Origin of the sequence: Kitasatospora sp. NBC_01302, assembly GCF_035976515.1 — a bacterium.
Classification (GTDB): Bacteria; Actinomycetota; Actinomycetes; order Streptomycetales; family Streptomycetaceae; genus Kitasatospora.
The window spans coordinates 6,833,115-6,847,383 of record NZ_CP108404.1 but is presented as its reverse complement, the minus strand read 5'-3'; the positions used below and the strand labels follow the sequence as shown (position 1 = coordinate 6,847,383).

The 14,269-nt window shown below is 73.4% G+C and carries 12 protein-coding genes; 7 read left to right on the top strand and 5 right to left on the bottom strand.

All coding sequences use genetic code 11. From position 1 onward, the window contains the following. The first annotated feature begins 19 nt into the window (after nucleotides 1-19). Together OG294_RS30085 and OG294_RS30080 are read left to right on the top strand one after the other, a co-directional pair. Nucleotides 20-871 carry an SAM-dependent methyltransferase gene (locus OG294_RS30085; RefSeq protein ID WP_327069688.1) on the top strand — a complete coding sequence of 284 codons (852 nt, stop codon included), beginning with the start codon at nucleotides 20-22 and terminating at the stop codon, nucleotides 869-871. A 35-nt stretch (nucleotides 872-906) separates the two neighbouring features. Next, the gene (locus OG294_RS30080) at nucleotides 907-1,308 is read left to right on the top strand and encodes a VOC family protein (protein ID WP_327069687.1); all 402 of its coding nucleotides are present in this window, start codon (nucleotides 907-909) and stop codon (nucleotides 1,306-1,308) included. Here OG294_RS30080 and coaE read toward each other — a convergent pair. Continuing rightward, nucleotides 1,268-1,864 carry a dephospho-CoA kinase gene (coaE, locus tag OG294_RS30075; RefSeq protein ID WP_327069686.1) on the bottom strand — a complete coding sequence of 199 codons (597 nt, stop codon included), beginning with the start codon at nucleotides 1,862-1,864 and terminating at the stop codon, nucleotides 1,268-1,270. The genes OG294_RS30080 and coaE overlap by 41 nt on opposite strands. A gap of 9 nt (nucleotides 1,865-1,873) precedes the next feature. After that, nucleotides 1,874-2,521, bottom strand: a complete 648-nt coding sequence (locus tag OG294_RS30070) for an MBL fold metallo-hydrolase (RefSeq protein ID WP_327069685.1) — start codon at nucleotides 2,519-2,521, stop codon at nucleotides 1,874-1,876. Between the two features lie 70 nt (nucleotides 2,522-2,591). On the opposite strand from OG294_RS30070, the gene OG294_RS30065 reads away from it, so the two are divergent. Beyond that, on the top strand, nucleotides 2,592-3,011 hold the full coding sequence (locus OG294_RS30065; protein ID WP_327069684.1) for a MarR family winged helix-turn-helix transcriptional regulator: 420 nt from the start codon (nucleotides 2,592-2,594) through the stop codon (nucleotides 3,009-3,011). 77 nt (nucleotides 3,012-3,088) lie between these two features. Beyond that, the gene (locus tag OG294_RS30060; protein ID WP_327069683.1) at nucleotides 3,089-3,298 is read left to right on the top strand and encodes a hypothetical protein; all 210 of its coding nucleotides are present in this window, start codon (nucleotides 3,089-3,091) and stop codon (nucleotides 3,296-3,298) included. Here the strand turns inward: OG294_RS30060 and OG294_RS30055 are convergent. Next, a complete protein-coding gene (locus tag OG294_RS30055; protein ID WP_327071721.1) occupies nucleotides 3,285-5,504 on the bottom strand; it encodes an MMPL family transporter in 2,220 nt (739 codons plus the stop codon). The genes OG294_RS30060 and OG294_RS30055 overlap by 14 nt on opposite strands. A gap of 258 nt (nucleotides 5,505-5,762) precedes the next feature. Beyond that, complete coding sequence (rpsA, locus tag OG294_RS30050; protein ID WP_184934878.1) at nucleotides 5,763-7,253, bottom strand: 30S ribosomal protein S1; 1,491 nt, start codon at nucleotides 7,251-7,253, stop codon at nucleotides 5,763-5,765. A 439-nt stretch (nucleotides 7,254-7,692) separates the two neighbouring features. Between rpsA and OG294_RS30045 the strand changes: the two genes are divergently transcribed. The 3 genes from OG294_RS30045 to OG294_RS30035 all read left to right on the top strand — a co-directional run bounded on the left by OG294_RS30045 (nucleotide 7,693) and on the right by OG294_RS30035 (nucleotide 11,591). Next, on the top strand, nucleotides 7,693-8,559 hold the full coding sequence (locus tag OG294_RS30045; RefSeq protein WP_327069682.1) for a class I SAM-dependent methyltransferase: 867 nt from the start codon (nucleotides 7,693-7,695) through the stop codon (nucleotides 8,557-8,559). A gap of 97 nt (nucleotides 8,560-8,656) precedes the next feature. Next, the gene (hrpB, locus tag OG294_RS30040; protein ID WP_327069681.1) at nucleotides 8,657-11,170 is read left to right on the top strand and encodes an ATP-dependent helicase HrpB; all 2,514 of its coding nucleotides are present in this window, start codon (nucleotides 8,657-8,659) and stop codon (nucleotides 11,168-11,170) included. A 97-nt stretch (nucleotides 11,171-11,267) separates the two neighbouring features. After that, on the top strand, nucleotides 11,268-11,591 hold the full coding sequence (locus tag OG294_RS30035) for a Uma2 family endonuclease (RefSeq protein ID WP_327071720.1): 324 nt from the start codon (nucleotides 11,268-11,270) through the stop codon (nucleotides 11,589-11,591). Here the strand turns inward: OG294_RS30035 and polA are convergent. Next, complete coding sequence (gene polA / locus OG294_RS30030) at nucleotides 11,522-14,206, bottom strand: DNA polymerase I (protein ID WP_327071719.1); 2,685 nt, start codon at nucleotides 14,204-14,206, stop codon at nucleotides 11,522-11,524. The two genes, OG294_RS30035 and polA, sit on opposite strands and share 70 nt — an antisense overlap. Nucleotides 14,207-14,269 lie beyond the last annotated feature (63 nt).

Genomic DNA, 14,269 nt, shown 5'->3' with positions numbered 1-14,269 from the left:
TTGAGCCGGGAGAACAGCGATGACCGACCATCAGTTACGTGTCGATCGGAGTTGGATGTCCTGGTCGGACGACGCACCGCCGCCCGCCGAGCTGCACCCGGAGATCCCGCACCCCGCGCGGATGTACGACTACTACCTCGGCGGCAAGGACAACTTCCCCGCCGACCGGGCCGCCGCCGAGCAGTTGCTGTCGTCCAGCCCGATGGTGCGGGTCGCCGCCCGGGCCAACCGGGACTTCCTGCAGCGGGCGGTGCGGGAGCTGGCCGGGCTCGGGGTGCGACGGTTCATCGACGTCGGCACCGGGATCCCCACCGCTGGCAACACCCACGAGACGGCGCAGCAGGTGCACCCGGAGTCCCAGGTGGTGTACCTGGACAACGATCCGATCGTGCTGGTGCACAGCCGCGCACTGCTCTCCGGCAGCACGGCGGGGTGCACCACGGTCGTCCAGGCCGACCTGCGCGAACCGGCGGTGATCCTCCAGGACCCGGCCGTGCAGCGGCTGCTGGCGCCGGGCGAGCCGGTGGCGCTGCTGCTCTTCGCGATCCTGCACTTCGTCGACGAGGCGGACGACCCGCACGCGATCGTGCGCGAGCTGGTCCGGGCACTGCCGCCGGGCAGCTACCTGGCGCTCTCGCACGGCACCGCCGACTTCCTGCCGCCGGAGGAGCGCGGCCTGGGCCCGGCGGTGTACCGCAACGCCTCCGCCCAGCTGACCCTGCGCGGCAAGGACCAGGTGGCCCGGTTCTTCGACGGCCTCGAACTGGTGGACCCGGGCCTGGTCACCGTCGCCCAGTGGCGGCCCGACCAGCCGCCCGCGCAGACCGACGCCCAGGTCGGCATCTGGGCCGCGATCGGCCGCAAGCCGTAGGTCCTGGCCCCGCGGGCAGACCGTAGGGTGGCCGGATGATCACACACACCGCACTGCTGGTCCGCGACTACGACGAGGCCATCGACTTCTACGTCCGGGCGCTCGGCTTCGAGCTGCGCGAGGACAGCCCGCGCGCCGACGGCGGGCGCTGGGTGGTGGTGGGCCCCAGGGACGGCGGCGCGGGCCTGCTGCTGGCCCGGCCCGGCAAGCCCGAGCAGCTGGCCCGGGTCGGCGACCAGACCGGCGGGCGGGTCGGCTGGTTCCTGCAGACCGCCGACTTCGCGGGCGACCACCGGCGGATGCTCGCGGCCGGGGTGCGCTTCCTGGAGGAGCCGCGCACCGAGCCCTACGGCACGGTGGCGGTCTTCGCCGACCTCTACGGCAACCGCTGGGACCTCATCCAGCCGTCGACGTCAGGCGCTGCCACAACGCCGTGACCCGCTCGGCGAGTTCGGCCTCGGTGCCGTTGTTCTCCACCACCAGGTCGGCGACGGCCAGGCGCTGCTCGCGGGTGGCCTGCGCGGCCATCCGCGCCCGGGCCTCCGGCTCGGCCATGCCGCGCAGCTCGACCAGGCGCCGCACCCGGACCTCCTCGTCGGCGTCCACCACGACCACCTGGTCGAACAGCGTCTGCAGCCCGTTCTCCGCGAGCAGCGGCACGTCGTGCACCACCACGGCGTCCGGGTCGGCCGCCGCCTCCAGCTCGGCCGAGCGGGCCCGCACCAGCGGGTGGACGATCGCGTTGAGCGCCGCCAGCCGCTCGGGGTCGGCGAAGACGACGGCACCCAGCGCGGGGCGGTCGAGCGCACCGTCGGGGCCGAGCACTCCGGGGCCGAACTCGGCGACCACGGCGGCGAGTCCGGGCGTGCCCGGGGCGACCACCTCACGGGCGATCCGGTCGGAGTCGACCAGCACCGCGCCGTGGGCGACCAGCAGCCCGGCGACCGCGCTCTTGCCCGCCCCGATACCGCCGGTCAGTCCGATCTTCCGCATGGCGGCAGACTACACAGCGTCCAGCTCCAGGCCGGCACCGGAGGGCAGGTACCGGTAGGGCGCCCCCGTCCCCGGGCCGCCCTCCCCCAGCATGCGCTCCCCGATCCCGCGCCCGATGTCGTTGAGCACCCCGTCGTGGATGCCCAGCGCCTGGGCCGGCCTCACCTCGCGGACGTAGTCGATCAGTTCGCCGATCTTGTTCCACGGCCCGGCCATCGGCAGCAGCAGCGTCTGCACCGGCTGCTCGGGGACGGTCAGCGCGTCGCCGGGGTGGAAGACCCGCCCGCCCAGCAGGAAGCCGATGTTGCCGACCCGCGGCAGGTCGGGGTGGATCACGGCGTGCCACTCGCCGTGCACCGAGACGTCGATCCCGCCGACGTCGAACGCATCCCCGGCGCCGACCGCGTGCACGGCGGCGCCGAGGCCGGCCAGCTGGTCGGCGACCGCGCGGTTGGTCCAGATCTGCAGGCCGGGGTTGGCCGCGAGGGCGGCGCGCACCTGGTCCTCGGTGAAGTGGTCGAAGTGCTCGTGGGTGATCAGCAGCGCGTCGGCGCCCTGGACGGCCTCGGGCTCGGTGAACGCGCCCGGGTCGATCACCAGTGTGCTGCCGTCCTGCTCGATGCGGACGCAGGCATGTCCGAACTTGGTCAGTCGCATGGGAAAAACAGTACAGCAATGCTGTGCAGTTCTGCTGGATAAATTTCCGGCCGCCGCTAGAGTTGACCCCATGAGCACCGACCCCGCCTCGCTCCAGCTCGCCGCCGACCTGCGCGCCGCCGTCGGCGAGCTGGTGCGCCTGGTGCGGGCCGACACGGTGCTGCCGCAGAACCAGGTCGGCGCGCTGGGCTGGCTGGTCCGCGAGGGCCCGCACACCACCGCCGAACTGGCCGACCGCCAGCGGGTGCGCCACCAGTCGATGGCCCGCACCGTCACCCTGCTGCTCCAGGCCGGCCTGATCCGCCAGCAGCCGCACCCCAGTGACGGGCGCAAGGTGGTGCTGAGCGCCACCGAGGCGGGCGTCGAGACGCTGCACGAGCAGCGCCGCCGCCGCGAGCAGCGGCTGGCCGAGGTGATCGAGCGCGAGCTGACCGAGCCGGAGCGGCAGGTGCTGCGCCAGGCGGTCGGGCTGCTGCGGCGGATCGGCTGACCGGCGGCAGTCACCTTTGCCGACCGGCCGTCGTTGTGCTGGGCAGATCCGTCCCGCCCAGCCCTAAGGACCCTCGCGTGACCTCCCTGCGCACCGACGACGCCCCGCCCGCCCGGCCGGCGCCCGCCACCTCCCTGCTGTCGAAGCGCCGCGCGCTGCCGCTGCTGACCGTCACCCTGGCCGGTCTGATCCTCGCCGGCGCCGGCAGCGCCGCGGCCTGCGACTCCGCCAACCTCGGCGGCCTCGGCAACGCCGGCTTCGGCAACGCCTGCGTCAACTCGGAGTAGGCACCGGCTCCTCGGCCACCGCCCGCGGGGTGCGCGGGCCCGGCACCGCCGCCGCGGCGGGCACCTCGAGCGGCGGCAGCGCCACGTGCTCGCGCAGCCCGAACCGGTTGTACAGCCGGCGCAACGGCGCCGGCGCCCACCAGTTGAACTCGCCGAAGAGCGACATCGCGGCCGGCACCAGCAGACAGCGCACCAGGGTCGCGTCCACCGCGACGGCCACCGCCAGCGCGATGCCCATCTGCTTGACCATGAGCATCTGCCCGGCCGCGAAGCCGGCGAAGACGATCACCATCAGCAGCGCCGCCGAGGTGATGATCCGGCCACTGCGCTGCAGGCCCAGTTGCACGGCCTCCTTGCAGTTGTAGCCCTGGTCCCGCAGCTCCTTGATCCGGGCCAGCAGGAAGACCTCGTAGTCCATCGACAGCCCGAAGGCGAAGGCGAAGACCAGCACCGGGATGAAGGTCTCCAGCCCCCCGGTCGGGGTGAAGCCCAGCAGCCCGCTGAACCAGCCGAACTGGAAGACCATGGTCAGCGCGCCCAGCGAACAGCCCAGCGAGAGCACGTTCATCAGCAGCGCCTTGACCGGCATCACCACCGACCCGGTCATCAGGAAGAGCAGCACCAGGGTGCCGACCGCCACCAGCCCCAGCGCCCACGGTCCGCGGGCCAGCAGCTCGTGCTGGAAGTCGACCACGCTCGCCGCGTCGCCCGTCACGTAGGTGGTCAGCCCGCCCCGGTCGGCGCGCAGCTCGTCCACCACCGACTTGGCCGCGCTGCCCTGCGGGTCGCCGTGCACCAACACCTCGACGGTGCTCAGGTCCGGGCCGGCCGGCTGCACCGCGCGCACCCCGGCGACCTCGGGCAGCTTGGCGACCACGGTGTCGGCGTAGTGCGCGGCGGCCTGCTGGTCGCCCTGCACCACCACCGTCACCGGGGCCGGGGCCAGCTGCGGGAAGCGCTGCGCGATGGTGTCGCTGACCTGGCGGCCCGCCGAACTGGTCGGCAGCACGGCGGCGCCGGTGCTGCGCATGTCGGCGTGCAGGAACGGCGCCCCGGCCGCCGTCAGCAGCGCCACGCAGATCAGCGCGACCGGCACCGCCCGGCGCTGGACCCGGCGCACGGTGCGGGCGAAGAAGCCCTCGTCGGGCTCGGAGTGCTTGGGCGGCTTGATCCGGTGCCCGGCGAAGCCGAGCAGCGCGGGGACCAGGGTGAGCGCGGCGAGCACCGCGATCACCACCACGCTGACGCCGGCGGCGGCCACCGCCCGGAAGACCGGGCTGGTGAAGACGAAGAGCCCGCTGAGCGCGACCGCCACCGTCAGCCCGGAGAAGGCCACCGTGCGCCCGGCCGTCGCGGCCGTCCGCTCCACGGCGGCGGCCTGCCCGGCGCCGGCCCCGCGCTCCTCGCGGAACCGGTTGACCATCAGCAGCGCGTAGTCGATCGACAGGCCGAGGCCGAGCACGGTGGCGATCGGCAGCACCGTGGTGTCGATGTCCATGATCTGGCTGAAACCGAACATCGCCAGCAGCGCGCCGCCCACCGAGGCGACGGCACCGATCACCGGCAGGCTGGCCGCGGCGAGCCCGCCGAAGACCAGCACCATCACGATCAGGGTCAGCGGCAGGGTGACGATCTCGCCGAACTTCGTGTCCGACTGGGTCTGCGCCTTGACCTCGTGCTGCAGCACCAGGTCACCGCCGACGGTCACGTGCGCGCCCGGCACCTTGAGGTTCGCCAGCTGCTGGCCGACCGCCTGCTGCTGCTTGGCGGTGGAGTCGGCGGCGAGCCGCACGTCCAGCACGCTCGCCGACCCGTCGGCCGCACGCAGCGCCTGCTGGCCGCCCTGGTAGGCGTCGGAGACCGAGAGCACGCCGGGCAGCTTCGCCAGGTCCTGGGCGGCGGCGGTGACGGCGTCGCGCACCGCGGGGGTGTCCACCGGTGCTCCGTCGACGACCGCGGTGACCGTCCCGGCCGACGGGTCGGCGGCGGCCACCACGGCGGTGCCCTTGGTGGACTCGTAGCCGTCGGAGGAGGTGTTGGTGACGGAGCCCTCGAAGACCCGGCCACCGATCAGGACGCCGAGCGCGAGCACGCCCACCCAGAAGGCGAGGACCCAGCGCCGGTGGCGGTGGCAGAAACGGCCGAGCACGGCGAGCCGCCCGGGAGCGGCGGCAGGGGCTGAGGTTGGTGCGGCGAAGGAGCGCATCAAGCGGGTGGCCTAGCGTGCGAGAGCGGGGAAGCCACCCGGCCGTTGACGGTGCGGGTAACTCGTCCCACGCTAGGCGTTGTGTCCTAAAAGACCCATAAAGTTGGCATGAGCGCCTTATCACATCGACGCACTCCGGTGGCACCCATCAGGCGGGAACCACCGGCAACAGGCCGGTGAACGGCAAGTGGGCCCCCACCCGGTCTCCCGGGTGGGGGCCCACTCTCAGTTCAGCTCAGCCGAGCTGCCCTGGTGCGATCAGCTCTGGCCGCCGGCCAGCTTCTCGCGCAGGGCGGCCAGCGCCTCGTCCGAGGCGAGGGCGCCGGAGCCCTCGTCGCTGGAGGAGGTGTAGTTGCCACCGGCGGCGGCGGCAACAGCGTCGCCACCCTCGGCAGCGGCCTCGGCGTCGGCCTCGCGGCTCTTGATGACCTGGGCCTGGTGCTGCTCGAAGCGGGCCTGCGCCTCGGCGTACTGGCGCTCCCACTCCTCGCGCTGCTTGTCGAAGCCGGGCAGCCAGTCATTCGCCTCGGGGTCGAAGCCCTCGGGGTAGATGTAGTTGCCGGCGTCGTCGTACGAGGCAGCCATGCCGTACAGGGTCGGGTCGAACTCGACCGAGGCCGGGTCGGCACCGAGCGACTCGTTGGCCTGCTTCAGCGAGAGGCTGATGCGGCGGCGCTCGAGGTCGATGTCGATGACCTTGACGAAGATCTCGTCGCCGACCTGGACGACCTGCTCCGGGATCTCCACGTGGCGCTCGGCCAGCTCGGAGATGTGGACCAGACCCTCGATGCCCTCGTCCACGCGGACGAACGCACCGAACGGAACCAGCTTGGTGACCTTACCCGGGACGACCTGGCCGATCTGGTGCGTACGGGCGAACTGCTGCCACGGGTCCTCCTGGGTCGCCTTCAGCGACAGGGAGACGCGCTCGCGGTCCATGTCAACGTCGAGAACCTCGACGGTGACCTCCTGGCCGACCTCGACAACCTCGGACGGGTGGTCGATGTGCTTCCAGGACAGCTCGGAGACGTGAACCAGACCGTCGACGCCGCCCAGGTCCACGAAGGCACCGAAGTTGACGATCGAGGAGACGACGCCGGAGCGCACCTGGCCCTTCTGCAGGGTGGTGAGGAAGGTCTGGCGGACCTCGCTCTGGGTCTGCTCCAGCCAGGCACGGCGGGACAGGACCACGTTGTTGCGGTTCTTGTCCAGCTCGATGATCTTGGCCTCGAGCTCCTTGCCCACGTAGGGCTGGAGGTCGCGGACGCGGCGCATCTCGACCAGCGAGGCCGGGAGGAAGCCACGGAGGCCGATGTCGAGGATGAGACCACCCTTGACGACCTCGATGACGGTACCGGTGACGATCCCGTCCTCTTCCTTGATCTTCTCGATCGTGCCCCAGGCGCGCTCGTACTGCGCACGCTTCTTGGACAGGATCAGACGACCCTCCTTGTCCTCCTTCTGGAGAACCAGGGCCTCGATCTCGTCGCCGACCTTGACGACCTCGTGCGGGTCGACGTCGTGCTTGATCGAGAGCTCACGGGAGGGGATGACACCCTCGGTCTTGTAACCGATGTCGAGGAGCACCTCGTCACGGTCGACCTTCACGATGATGCCCTCAACGATGTCGCCATCGTTGAAGTACTTGATGGTCTCGTCGATCGCCGCGAGGAAAGCTTCCGCGTCGCCGATGTCGTTGACCGCAACCTGCGGGGTGGTGCTGACAGAGGTGTCGGTGGGGCTCGTCATTAGGAAAAGGGCTCCGGTACGGACATGAAGTCGTAGGTAATGCCACGCGGAGGGCCCGTATCGCTCCCACCGAAAGCCGGACAGCCCAGAACACGGCCCACCGTCCTGGAAATTCAGGAGGGGTCCGTCTTGCGACCGTGGGGTCTTCGACAGACGCGAGCGCGACCTGCTCCGTCCGAGGCGCGCAGGCCCGCAGCGCAACTTGTAGCATACGGGGACAGTCAGCCATGGTCAACGCCGAAGAAGACGAGACCGGCAGTCTGGTATGGATCAGGCCATATCCTCCAACTGCGCACCTCACGCGAGCCACCCGGGCCGCGTGGGGAGTGGCAGTCGACAGGGCCCGCTCCCCGGATGCCACCGCCTGCTCCCGACCCCCGAAAGGGACGGTCGCACGCAGCGGCGCTTTCCGCATCCCCCACCCTACGCGAGGCGCATCATGATCCCCGACACCGCCCCTGGCAACCCGGCCGACGCGGCCTTCGAGGACTCCGACGACGAGGACTTCGCGCTGCGCCGCCCGGCCCCGGCCGCGGAGAGCAGCCGGGCCAGCCGCCACTGGTGGGACCGCAACGCCGACGAGTACCAGGACGAGCACGGCGCCTTCCTCGGCGACGACCGCTTCACCTGGTGCCCCGAGGGCCTGGACGAGGCCGAGGCGCACCTGCTCGGCCCCACCGCCGAGCTCGCCGGCCGCGAGGTGCTGGAGATCGGCGCGGGTGCCGCGCAGTGCTCGCGCTGGCTGCGGGCGCGCGGCGCCAGGCCGGTGGCGCTCGACATCTCGCACCGGCAGCTGCAGCACTCGCGGCGGATCGACCTGTCCCGCGGGGACGTGCCCGTCGCACTGGTGCAGGCGGACGCGGCGGTGCTGCCGTTCGCGGACGGCTCCTTCGACCTGGCCTGCTCGGCGTACGGCGCGGTGCCGTTCAGCGCCGACACCGCGGCGCTGATGCGCGAGGTGCACCGGGTGCTGCGCCCGGGCGGGCGCTGGGTCTTCTCGGTCACCCACCCGATCCGCTGGGCCTTCCCGGACGATCCCGGGGTGGAGGGGCTGACCGCAACCGCCTCCTACTTCGACCGCACGCCCTACGTCGAGCAGGACGAGCAGGGGCGGGCCAGCTACGTCGAGCACCACCGCACGCTGGGCGACCGGGTGCGCGAGCTGGTGGCCGCCGGGTTCACGCTGCTCGACCTGGTGGAGCCGGAGTGGCCGGCCGGGCTGCGGCAGGAGTGGGGCGGCTGGAGCCCGCTGCGCGGCAAGCACCTGCCGGGGACGGCGATCTTCGTGAGCCGGCGGGCTTCGTGAGCTGACGGCTTCGTCGAAGGGGCGGGCTTCGTCGAAGGGGAGAGCTTCGTCGAAGGGGCGGGCTTCGTCGAAGGGGCGGGGCTGAATACTGGCACCCGTGACCTTCGACCTCCCCGTCCGCAGCGCCCTGCCCGCGCTGGCCGCCGCCCTCGACGAACGGGGCGTGGCCGTGCTCGCGGCGCCGCCCGGCACCGGCAAGACCACCCTGGTGCCGCTCGCGCTGGCCGGGCTGCTCGACTCCGCCGGCCCGCGGCGCACGGTGCTGGTGGCCGAGCCCCGACGGCTCGCGGTGCGGGCGGCCGCCCGGCGGATGGCCTACCTGCTGGGCGAACAGGTGGGCGGGCGCGTCGGCCACACCATCCGCGGCGAGCGGGTGGTCGGGCCCGCGACGGTGGTCGAGGTGGTCACCACCGGCGTGCTGCTGCAACGGCTGCAGCGCGACCCGGAGTTGCCCGGGGTGGACCTGGTGCTGCTGGACGAGTGCCACGAGCGGCACCTGGACGCGGACACCGCGCTCGCCTTCCTGCTGGACGTACGCGCCGCGCTGCGGCCCGAACTGGCCGTGGTGGTCGCCTCCGCGACCTCGGACACCGCGGCCTGGGCCCGCCTGCTGGACGACGGCCCGGTGGTGGAAGCACACGGCAGCGCGCACCCCGTCGAGGTCGTGTGGGCGCCGCCGCCGAGCGCCGTGCGACCGCCCCAGGGCACCCGCACCGACCCCGCCCTGCTGGAGCACGTGGCGGCCGTGGTGCGCCGGGCGCTGACCGAGCGCGGCGGCGACCTGCTCTGCTTCCTGCCCGGGGTCGGCGAGATCGCCCGGGTGGCGGGGCGGCTCGCGGACCTCACCGGCGTCGACGTCCTCCAGCTGCACGGGCAGGCGCCGGCCGCCGTGCAGGACGCGGCGCTCACCGCCGGGGCGCGGCGCCGGGTCATCCTGGCCACCTCGGTGGCGGAGTCCTCGCTGACCGTCCCCGGCGTGCGGATCGTGGTGGACAGCGGGCTGGCCCGCGAGCCGCGCACCGACCACGCGCGCGGCCTCGGCAGCCTGGTCACCGTGCGGGCCTCGCTCGCCGCCGGGCGCCAGCGCGCGGGGCGGGCCGGGCGTGAGGCACCGGGGACGGTGTACCGGTGCTGGGCCGAGGTGGCCGACGCCCGCGCCCCGCGCTTCCCCACGCCGGAGATCGCGCTGGCCGATCTGACCGGGTTCGCGCTGCAGGCCGCCTGCTGGGGCGACCCCGACGCGCAGGGGCTCGCACTGCCCGACCAGCCGCCGGCGGGCGCGCTGGCGGCGGCCCGGCAGACGCTGCTCGCGCTGGGCGCGGTGACGGCGGACGGGCGCGCCACCGAGCGCGGGCGCCGCTTCGCGCGCACCGGGCTGCACCCGCGGCTGGCCCGCGCACTGCTCGACGGCGCGCCGCTGGTCGGGGCGCGGCGGGCGGCGGAGCTCGTCGCGCTGCTCTCCGAGGAGCCGCCGCGCGCACTGGGCGACGACCTGGTGGCGGTGTGGCGCGCGGTGCGGGAGGCCGGCGACCCCTACGCGGGCCGCTGGCGGCAGGAGGTGCGCCGGCTGCGCGCCCAACTGCCGGGTGCCCAGGCGAAGGCGCCCGACGGCGCGCTGACGGATGCGGGCGCCGCCGGGCTGGTGGTCGCGCTCGCCCACCCGGAGCGGGTGGCGCGGGCCCGGGGCGACGCCTTCCTGATGGCCTCCGGCACGGCCGCCCGGACCGCGCCGGGCTCGGCGCTCGGCGGCGCGCCGTGGCTGGCCATCGCGGTCGCCGACCGGCCCGCGGGGGCGCCCTCGGCGCGCGTCCAGCGGGCCGTGCCGATCGACGAGAGCACCGCGCGCACCGCCGCCGCCCACCTGCTCACCGAGCGGGACGAGGTGCACTGGGCGACCCCGCCCGGCAGCCGGCGCGGCGACCTGACCGCGCGCCGGCTCACCGCCCTGGGGGCGCTCGAACTCGACGAGGCCGCGCTGCGCTCCCCCGACCCGGCGCTGCTGCGGGCCGCGCTGCTCGAGGGCCTGGCCCGCGAGGGCGTGAGCGAGCTGCTGCGCTGGCCGGAGGGCGCGCTCTCGCTGCGCGCCCGGCTCGCCTTCCTGCACCACGCGCTCGGCGCACCCTGGCCCGACGTCGGCGACCAGGCGCTGCTGGCCGCCGCCGAGCAGTGGCTGGAGCCCGAGCTCTCCCGCGCCAGGCGCCGGGCCGACCTGGAGCGCCTGGACGTCACCTCGGCGCTACAGCGCCTGCTGCCCTGGGCCACCGGGGAGGCGGGCCGACTGGACGAGCTGGCCCCCGAGCGGATCACCGTGCCCAGCGGCTCGCGGATCCGGGTGGACTATTCGAGCGAGCGCCCGGTGCTGGCGGTCAAGCTCCAGGAGCTCTTCGGCTGGTCCGCGGCCCCGGCGCTGGCCGGCGGCCGCGTGCCGCTGACCATCCACCTGCTCTCCCCGGCCGGCCGCCCGGCCGCGGTCACCGGCGACCTCGCCTCCTTCTGGCGCGAGGGCTACCGCGCCGTCCGCGCCGACCTGCGCGGCCGCTACCCCCGCCACCCCTGGCCCGAGGACCCCACCACCGCGGAGCCGACCAGGCGGACCAACCCGAGGAAGTGATCCGTGCCACGAACCGGCCGTCCAGAAGCCCTGGGCCGGGGCGAGTCGGACCTGGAGGACGGATGTACGCGCACCGTCTCGACCTGATCGAGGGAGACTGGGAGGGAAGGTCCGGGACTACCCCCGGACGGGGATCCCCGCCTACCTGATCGTCGACCCCGGGCAGCAGACCGTGACGCTGCTCAGCGAGCCCGGGAACGACCGCTACCGGCTCCGGGAGGACGCCGTCTTCGGGGAATCGGTCCACATCCCCGCGCCGTTCGGGTTCGTTCTCGACACCACCGGTCTCCTGCCGTACCGACCGGCGGGCCGGGCCGCCGGGCTCCGCACGGAACCCGGCGGCCCTTGGCCTCAGTGCGCCGCCGCCTCCCAGTCGGGGCCGACGCCGACCGAGACGTCCAGCGGGGCGCGCAGGTCGTAGGCGCCGGCCATCTGCTCGCGGACGATGGCCTCGACCGGCTCGCGCTCGCCGGGGGCCAGTTCGAGCACGATTTCGTCGTGCACCTGGAGCAGCATCCGCGAGCGCAGCCGCGCCTTCGTCAGCTCGGCGTCGACTCGGAGCATCGCGATCTTGACGATGTCGGCGGCCGAGCCCTGCACGGGGGCGTTGAGCGCCATCCGCTCGGCCATCTCGCGGCGCTGGCGGTTGTCGCTGGTGAGGTCGGGCAGGTAGCGGCGACGGCCGAGCAGGGTCTCGGTGTAGCCGGTGGCGCGGGCCTCCTCGACCACCCGGTGCAGGTAGGTGCGGATGCCGCCGAAGCGCTCGAAGTAGGTGTCCATCAGGCCCTGGGCCTCGGCCGGCTTGATGCCCAGCTGCTGGGAGAGCCCGAAGGCGGACAGGCCGTAGGCCAGGCCGTAGGACATCGCCTTGATCTTGCGGCGCATCTCGGCGTCGACGGCCTCGGGGGCCACGCTGAAGACCGAGGAGGCGACCGTGGTGTGCAGGTCCTCGCCGCTGGCGAAGGCCTCGATGAGCGCCGCGTCCTCGGACAGGTGGGCCATGATGCGCAGTTCGATCTGCGAGTAGTCGGCCGTCAGCAGCGACTCGTACCCCTCGCCGACCACGAAGGCCCGCCGGATCAGGCGGCCCTCCTCGGTGCGCACGGGGATGTTCTGCAGGTTCGGGTCCTGCGAGGAGAGGCGGCCGGTGGCGGCGACCATCTGGTTGAAGGTGGTGTGGATCCGGCCCTGCGGCGAGACCGTCTTGAGCAGGCCCTCGACCGTGGTGCGCAGCTTGGCCTGGTCGCGGTGGCGCAGCAGGATGACCGGCAGCTCGTTCTCGGTCTGCCCGGCCAGCCAGGTCAGCGCGTCGGCGTCGGTGGTGTACCCGGTCTTGATCTTCTTGGTCTTGGGCAGCGCCAGCTCGCCGAAGAGGATCTCCTGGAGCTGCTTGGGCGAGCCGAGGTTGAACTCGCGCCCGGCCGCGCGGTGCGCCTCCTCCACCACGCGCTGGATCTCGGCGGCGAACTGCTGCTCCAGCGACTGGAGCCAGGCGCGGTCGGCGGCGATGCCGGTGCGCTCCATCCGGGCCAGCAGGGCTGCGATCGGCAGCTCCATGTCGCGCACCAGCTCCACCGCGCCGGCCTCGGCCAGCCGGGCCTCGAAGAGGGCGGCCAGGTCGAGCACCGTGCGGGCCTGGACCATCAGCGCGCGGGCCCCGGCGGTGGTGTCCTCCTCCGGGGCGTCGAAGGCGAGTTGGCCGCTCTCGGCCGCCTCCACCGGGGCCAGCGAACGGCCCAGGTACTCCTCGGCGAGCACCTCCAGGGTGAAGGTGCGCCGACCGGGCTTCTCCAGGTAGGCGGCGAGCGCGGTGTCGGCGGCGATGCCCTCGATCGCCCAGCCCCGCTCGGCGAAGGCCCGCAGCACGTGCTTGGCGATGTGCAGCGCCTTGGGGCGCTCGGGGTCGGCGAGCCAGCCGGCGAAGGCGCGTTCGTCCTCCTCGGCGAGCTGGCTCGGGTCGAACCAGGCGGCGGACTCGGCGGTGGCCAGCGCCACCTCCTGCACCTCGCCGCTGCCCAGCGCCCACTGGTAGACGGCCGCCAGCGCGACCTGCCCGGGGCCGGCCGCATGCTCGGCCAGCCAGCCGGCCAACGCACCGGGCTCGGTGAGCAGTTCGCCCGCCACCTCGATGCCGGGGGCGGCCACCGCCTCCTCGGCCGCCTCGGCGGCGCCCACGTCCAGCGCGAAGACGCGGTCGCGGAAGTTGGCGTTGCGGAACTCCAGCGACTCCATCAGCTGCCCGACCGCCTCGCGGTCGAACGGCTCGCGGCCCAGCTCGGCCACGCCCACCGGCAGTTCGACGTCGCGGACCAGCTCGGTGAGGACCCGGTTGCGCTTGACCGAGTCGAGGTGCTCGCGCAGCTTCTCGCCGATCTTGCCCTTGACCTCGTCGGCCCGGGAGACCAGTTCGTCGAACGAGCCGAACTGGTTGACCCACTTGGCGGCGGTCTTCTCGCCGACGCCGGGGATGCCGGGCAGGTTGTCCGACGGGTCGCCGCGCAGGGCGGCCAGGTCCGGGTACTGGCTCGGGGTCACGCCGTACTTCTCGGCGACCTTCTCGGGGGTGTAGCGGGTCAGTTCGGAGACGCCCTTGGTGGGGTAGAGCACGGTGACGTGCTCGGTGACCAGCTGGAGGGAGTCCCGGTCGCCGGTGACGATCAGGACGTCGAAGCCGTCCGCCTCGGCGGCGGTGGCCAGGGTCGCGATGATGTCGTCGGCCTCGAAGCCCTCCAGCGAGAGCCGGGTCACCTTCATCGCGTCCAGCAGCTCGCCGATCAGGCCGATCTGGCTGCGGAACTCGTCCGGCGTCTTGGCGCGGTTGGCCTTGTAGTCGGGGAACTCCTCGGACCGGAAGGTCTTGCGGGAGACGTCGAAGGCGACCGCGAGGTGGGTGGGGGCCTCGTCGCGCACGGTGTTGGCGACCATCGAGGCGAAGCCGTACACGGCATTGGTGGGCTGCCCGGTGGAGGTGTTGAAGTTCTCCACCGGCAGCGCGTAGAACGCCCGGTAGGCCAGCGAATGGCCGTCGAGCAGCATCAGCCGGGGCCGGGCCCCGGCCGCCGCGCCAGTACCGCCCGCGTTCTGCACCGCACTCCGCGT

Coding starts and splice junctions, on each gene's coding strand:
- polA (WP_327071719.1), bottom strand. CDS start 14,206: ATGCTGCTCGACGGCCATTCGCTGGCCTACCGGGCGTTCTACGCGCTG.
- OG294_RS30055 (WP_327071721.1), bottom strand. CDS start 5,504: ATGCGCTCCTTCGCCGCACCAACCTCAGCCCCTGCCGCCGCTCCCGGG.
- coaE (WP_327069686.1), bottom strand. CDS start 1,864: ATGCGGAAGATCGGACTGACCGGCGGTATCGGGGCGGGCAAGAGCGCG.
- rpsA (WP_184934878.1), bottom strand. CDS start 7,253: ATGACGAGCCCCACCGACACCTCTGTCAGCACCACCCCGCAGGTTGCG.
- OG294_RS30065 (WP_327069684.1), top strand. CDS start 2,592: ATGAGCACCGACCCCGCCTCGCTCCAGCTCGCCGCCGACCTGCGCGCC.
- OG294_RS30085 (WP_327069688.1), top strand. CDS start 20: ATGACCGACCATCAGTTACGTGTCGATCGGAGTTGGATGTCCTGGTCG.
- OG294_RS30045 (WP_327069682.1), top strand. CDS start 7,693: ATGATCCCCGACACCGCCCCTGGCAACCCGGCCGACGCGGCCTTCGAG.
- OG294_RS30080 (WP_327069687.1), top strand. CDS start 907: ATGATCACACACACCGCACTGCTGGTCCGCGACTACGACGAGGCCATC.
- OG294_RS30070 (WP_327069685.1), bottom strand. CDS start 2,521: ATGCGACTGACCAAGTTCGGACATGCCTGCGTCCGCATCGAGCAGGAC.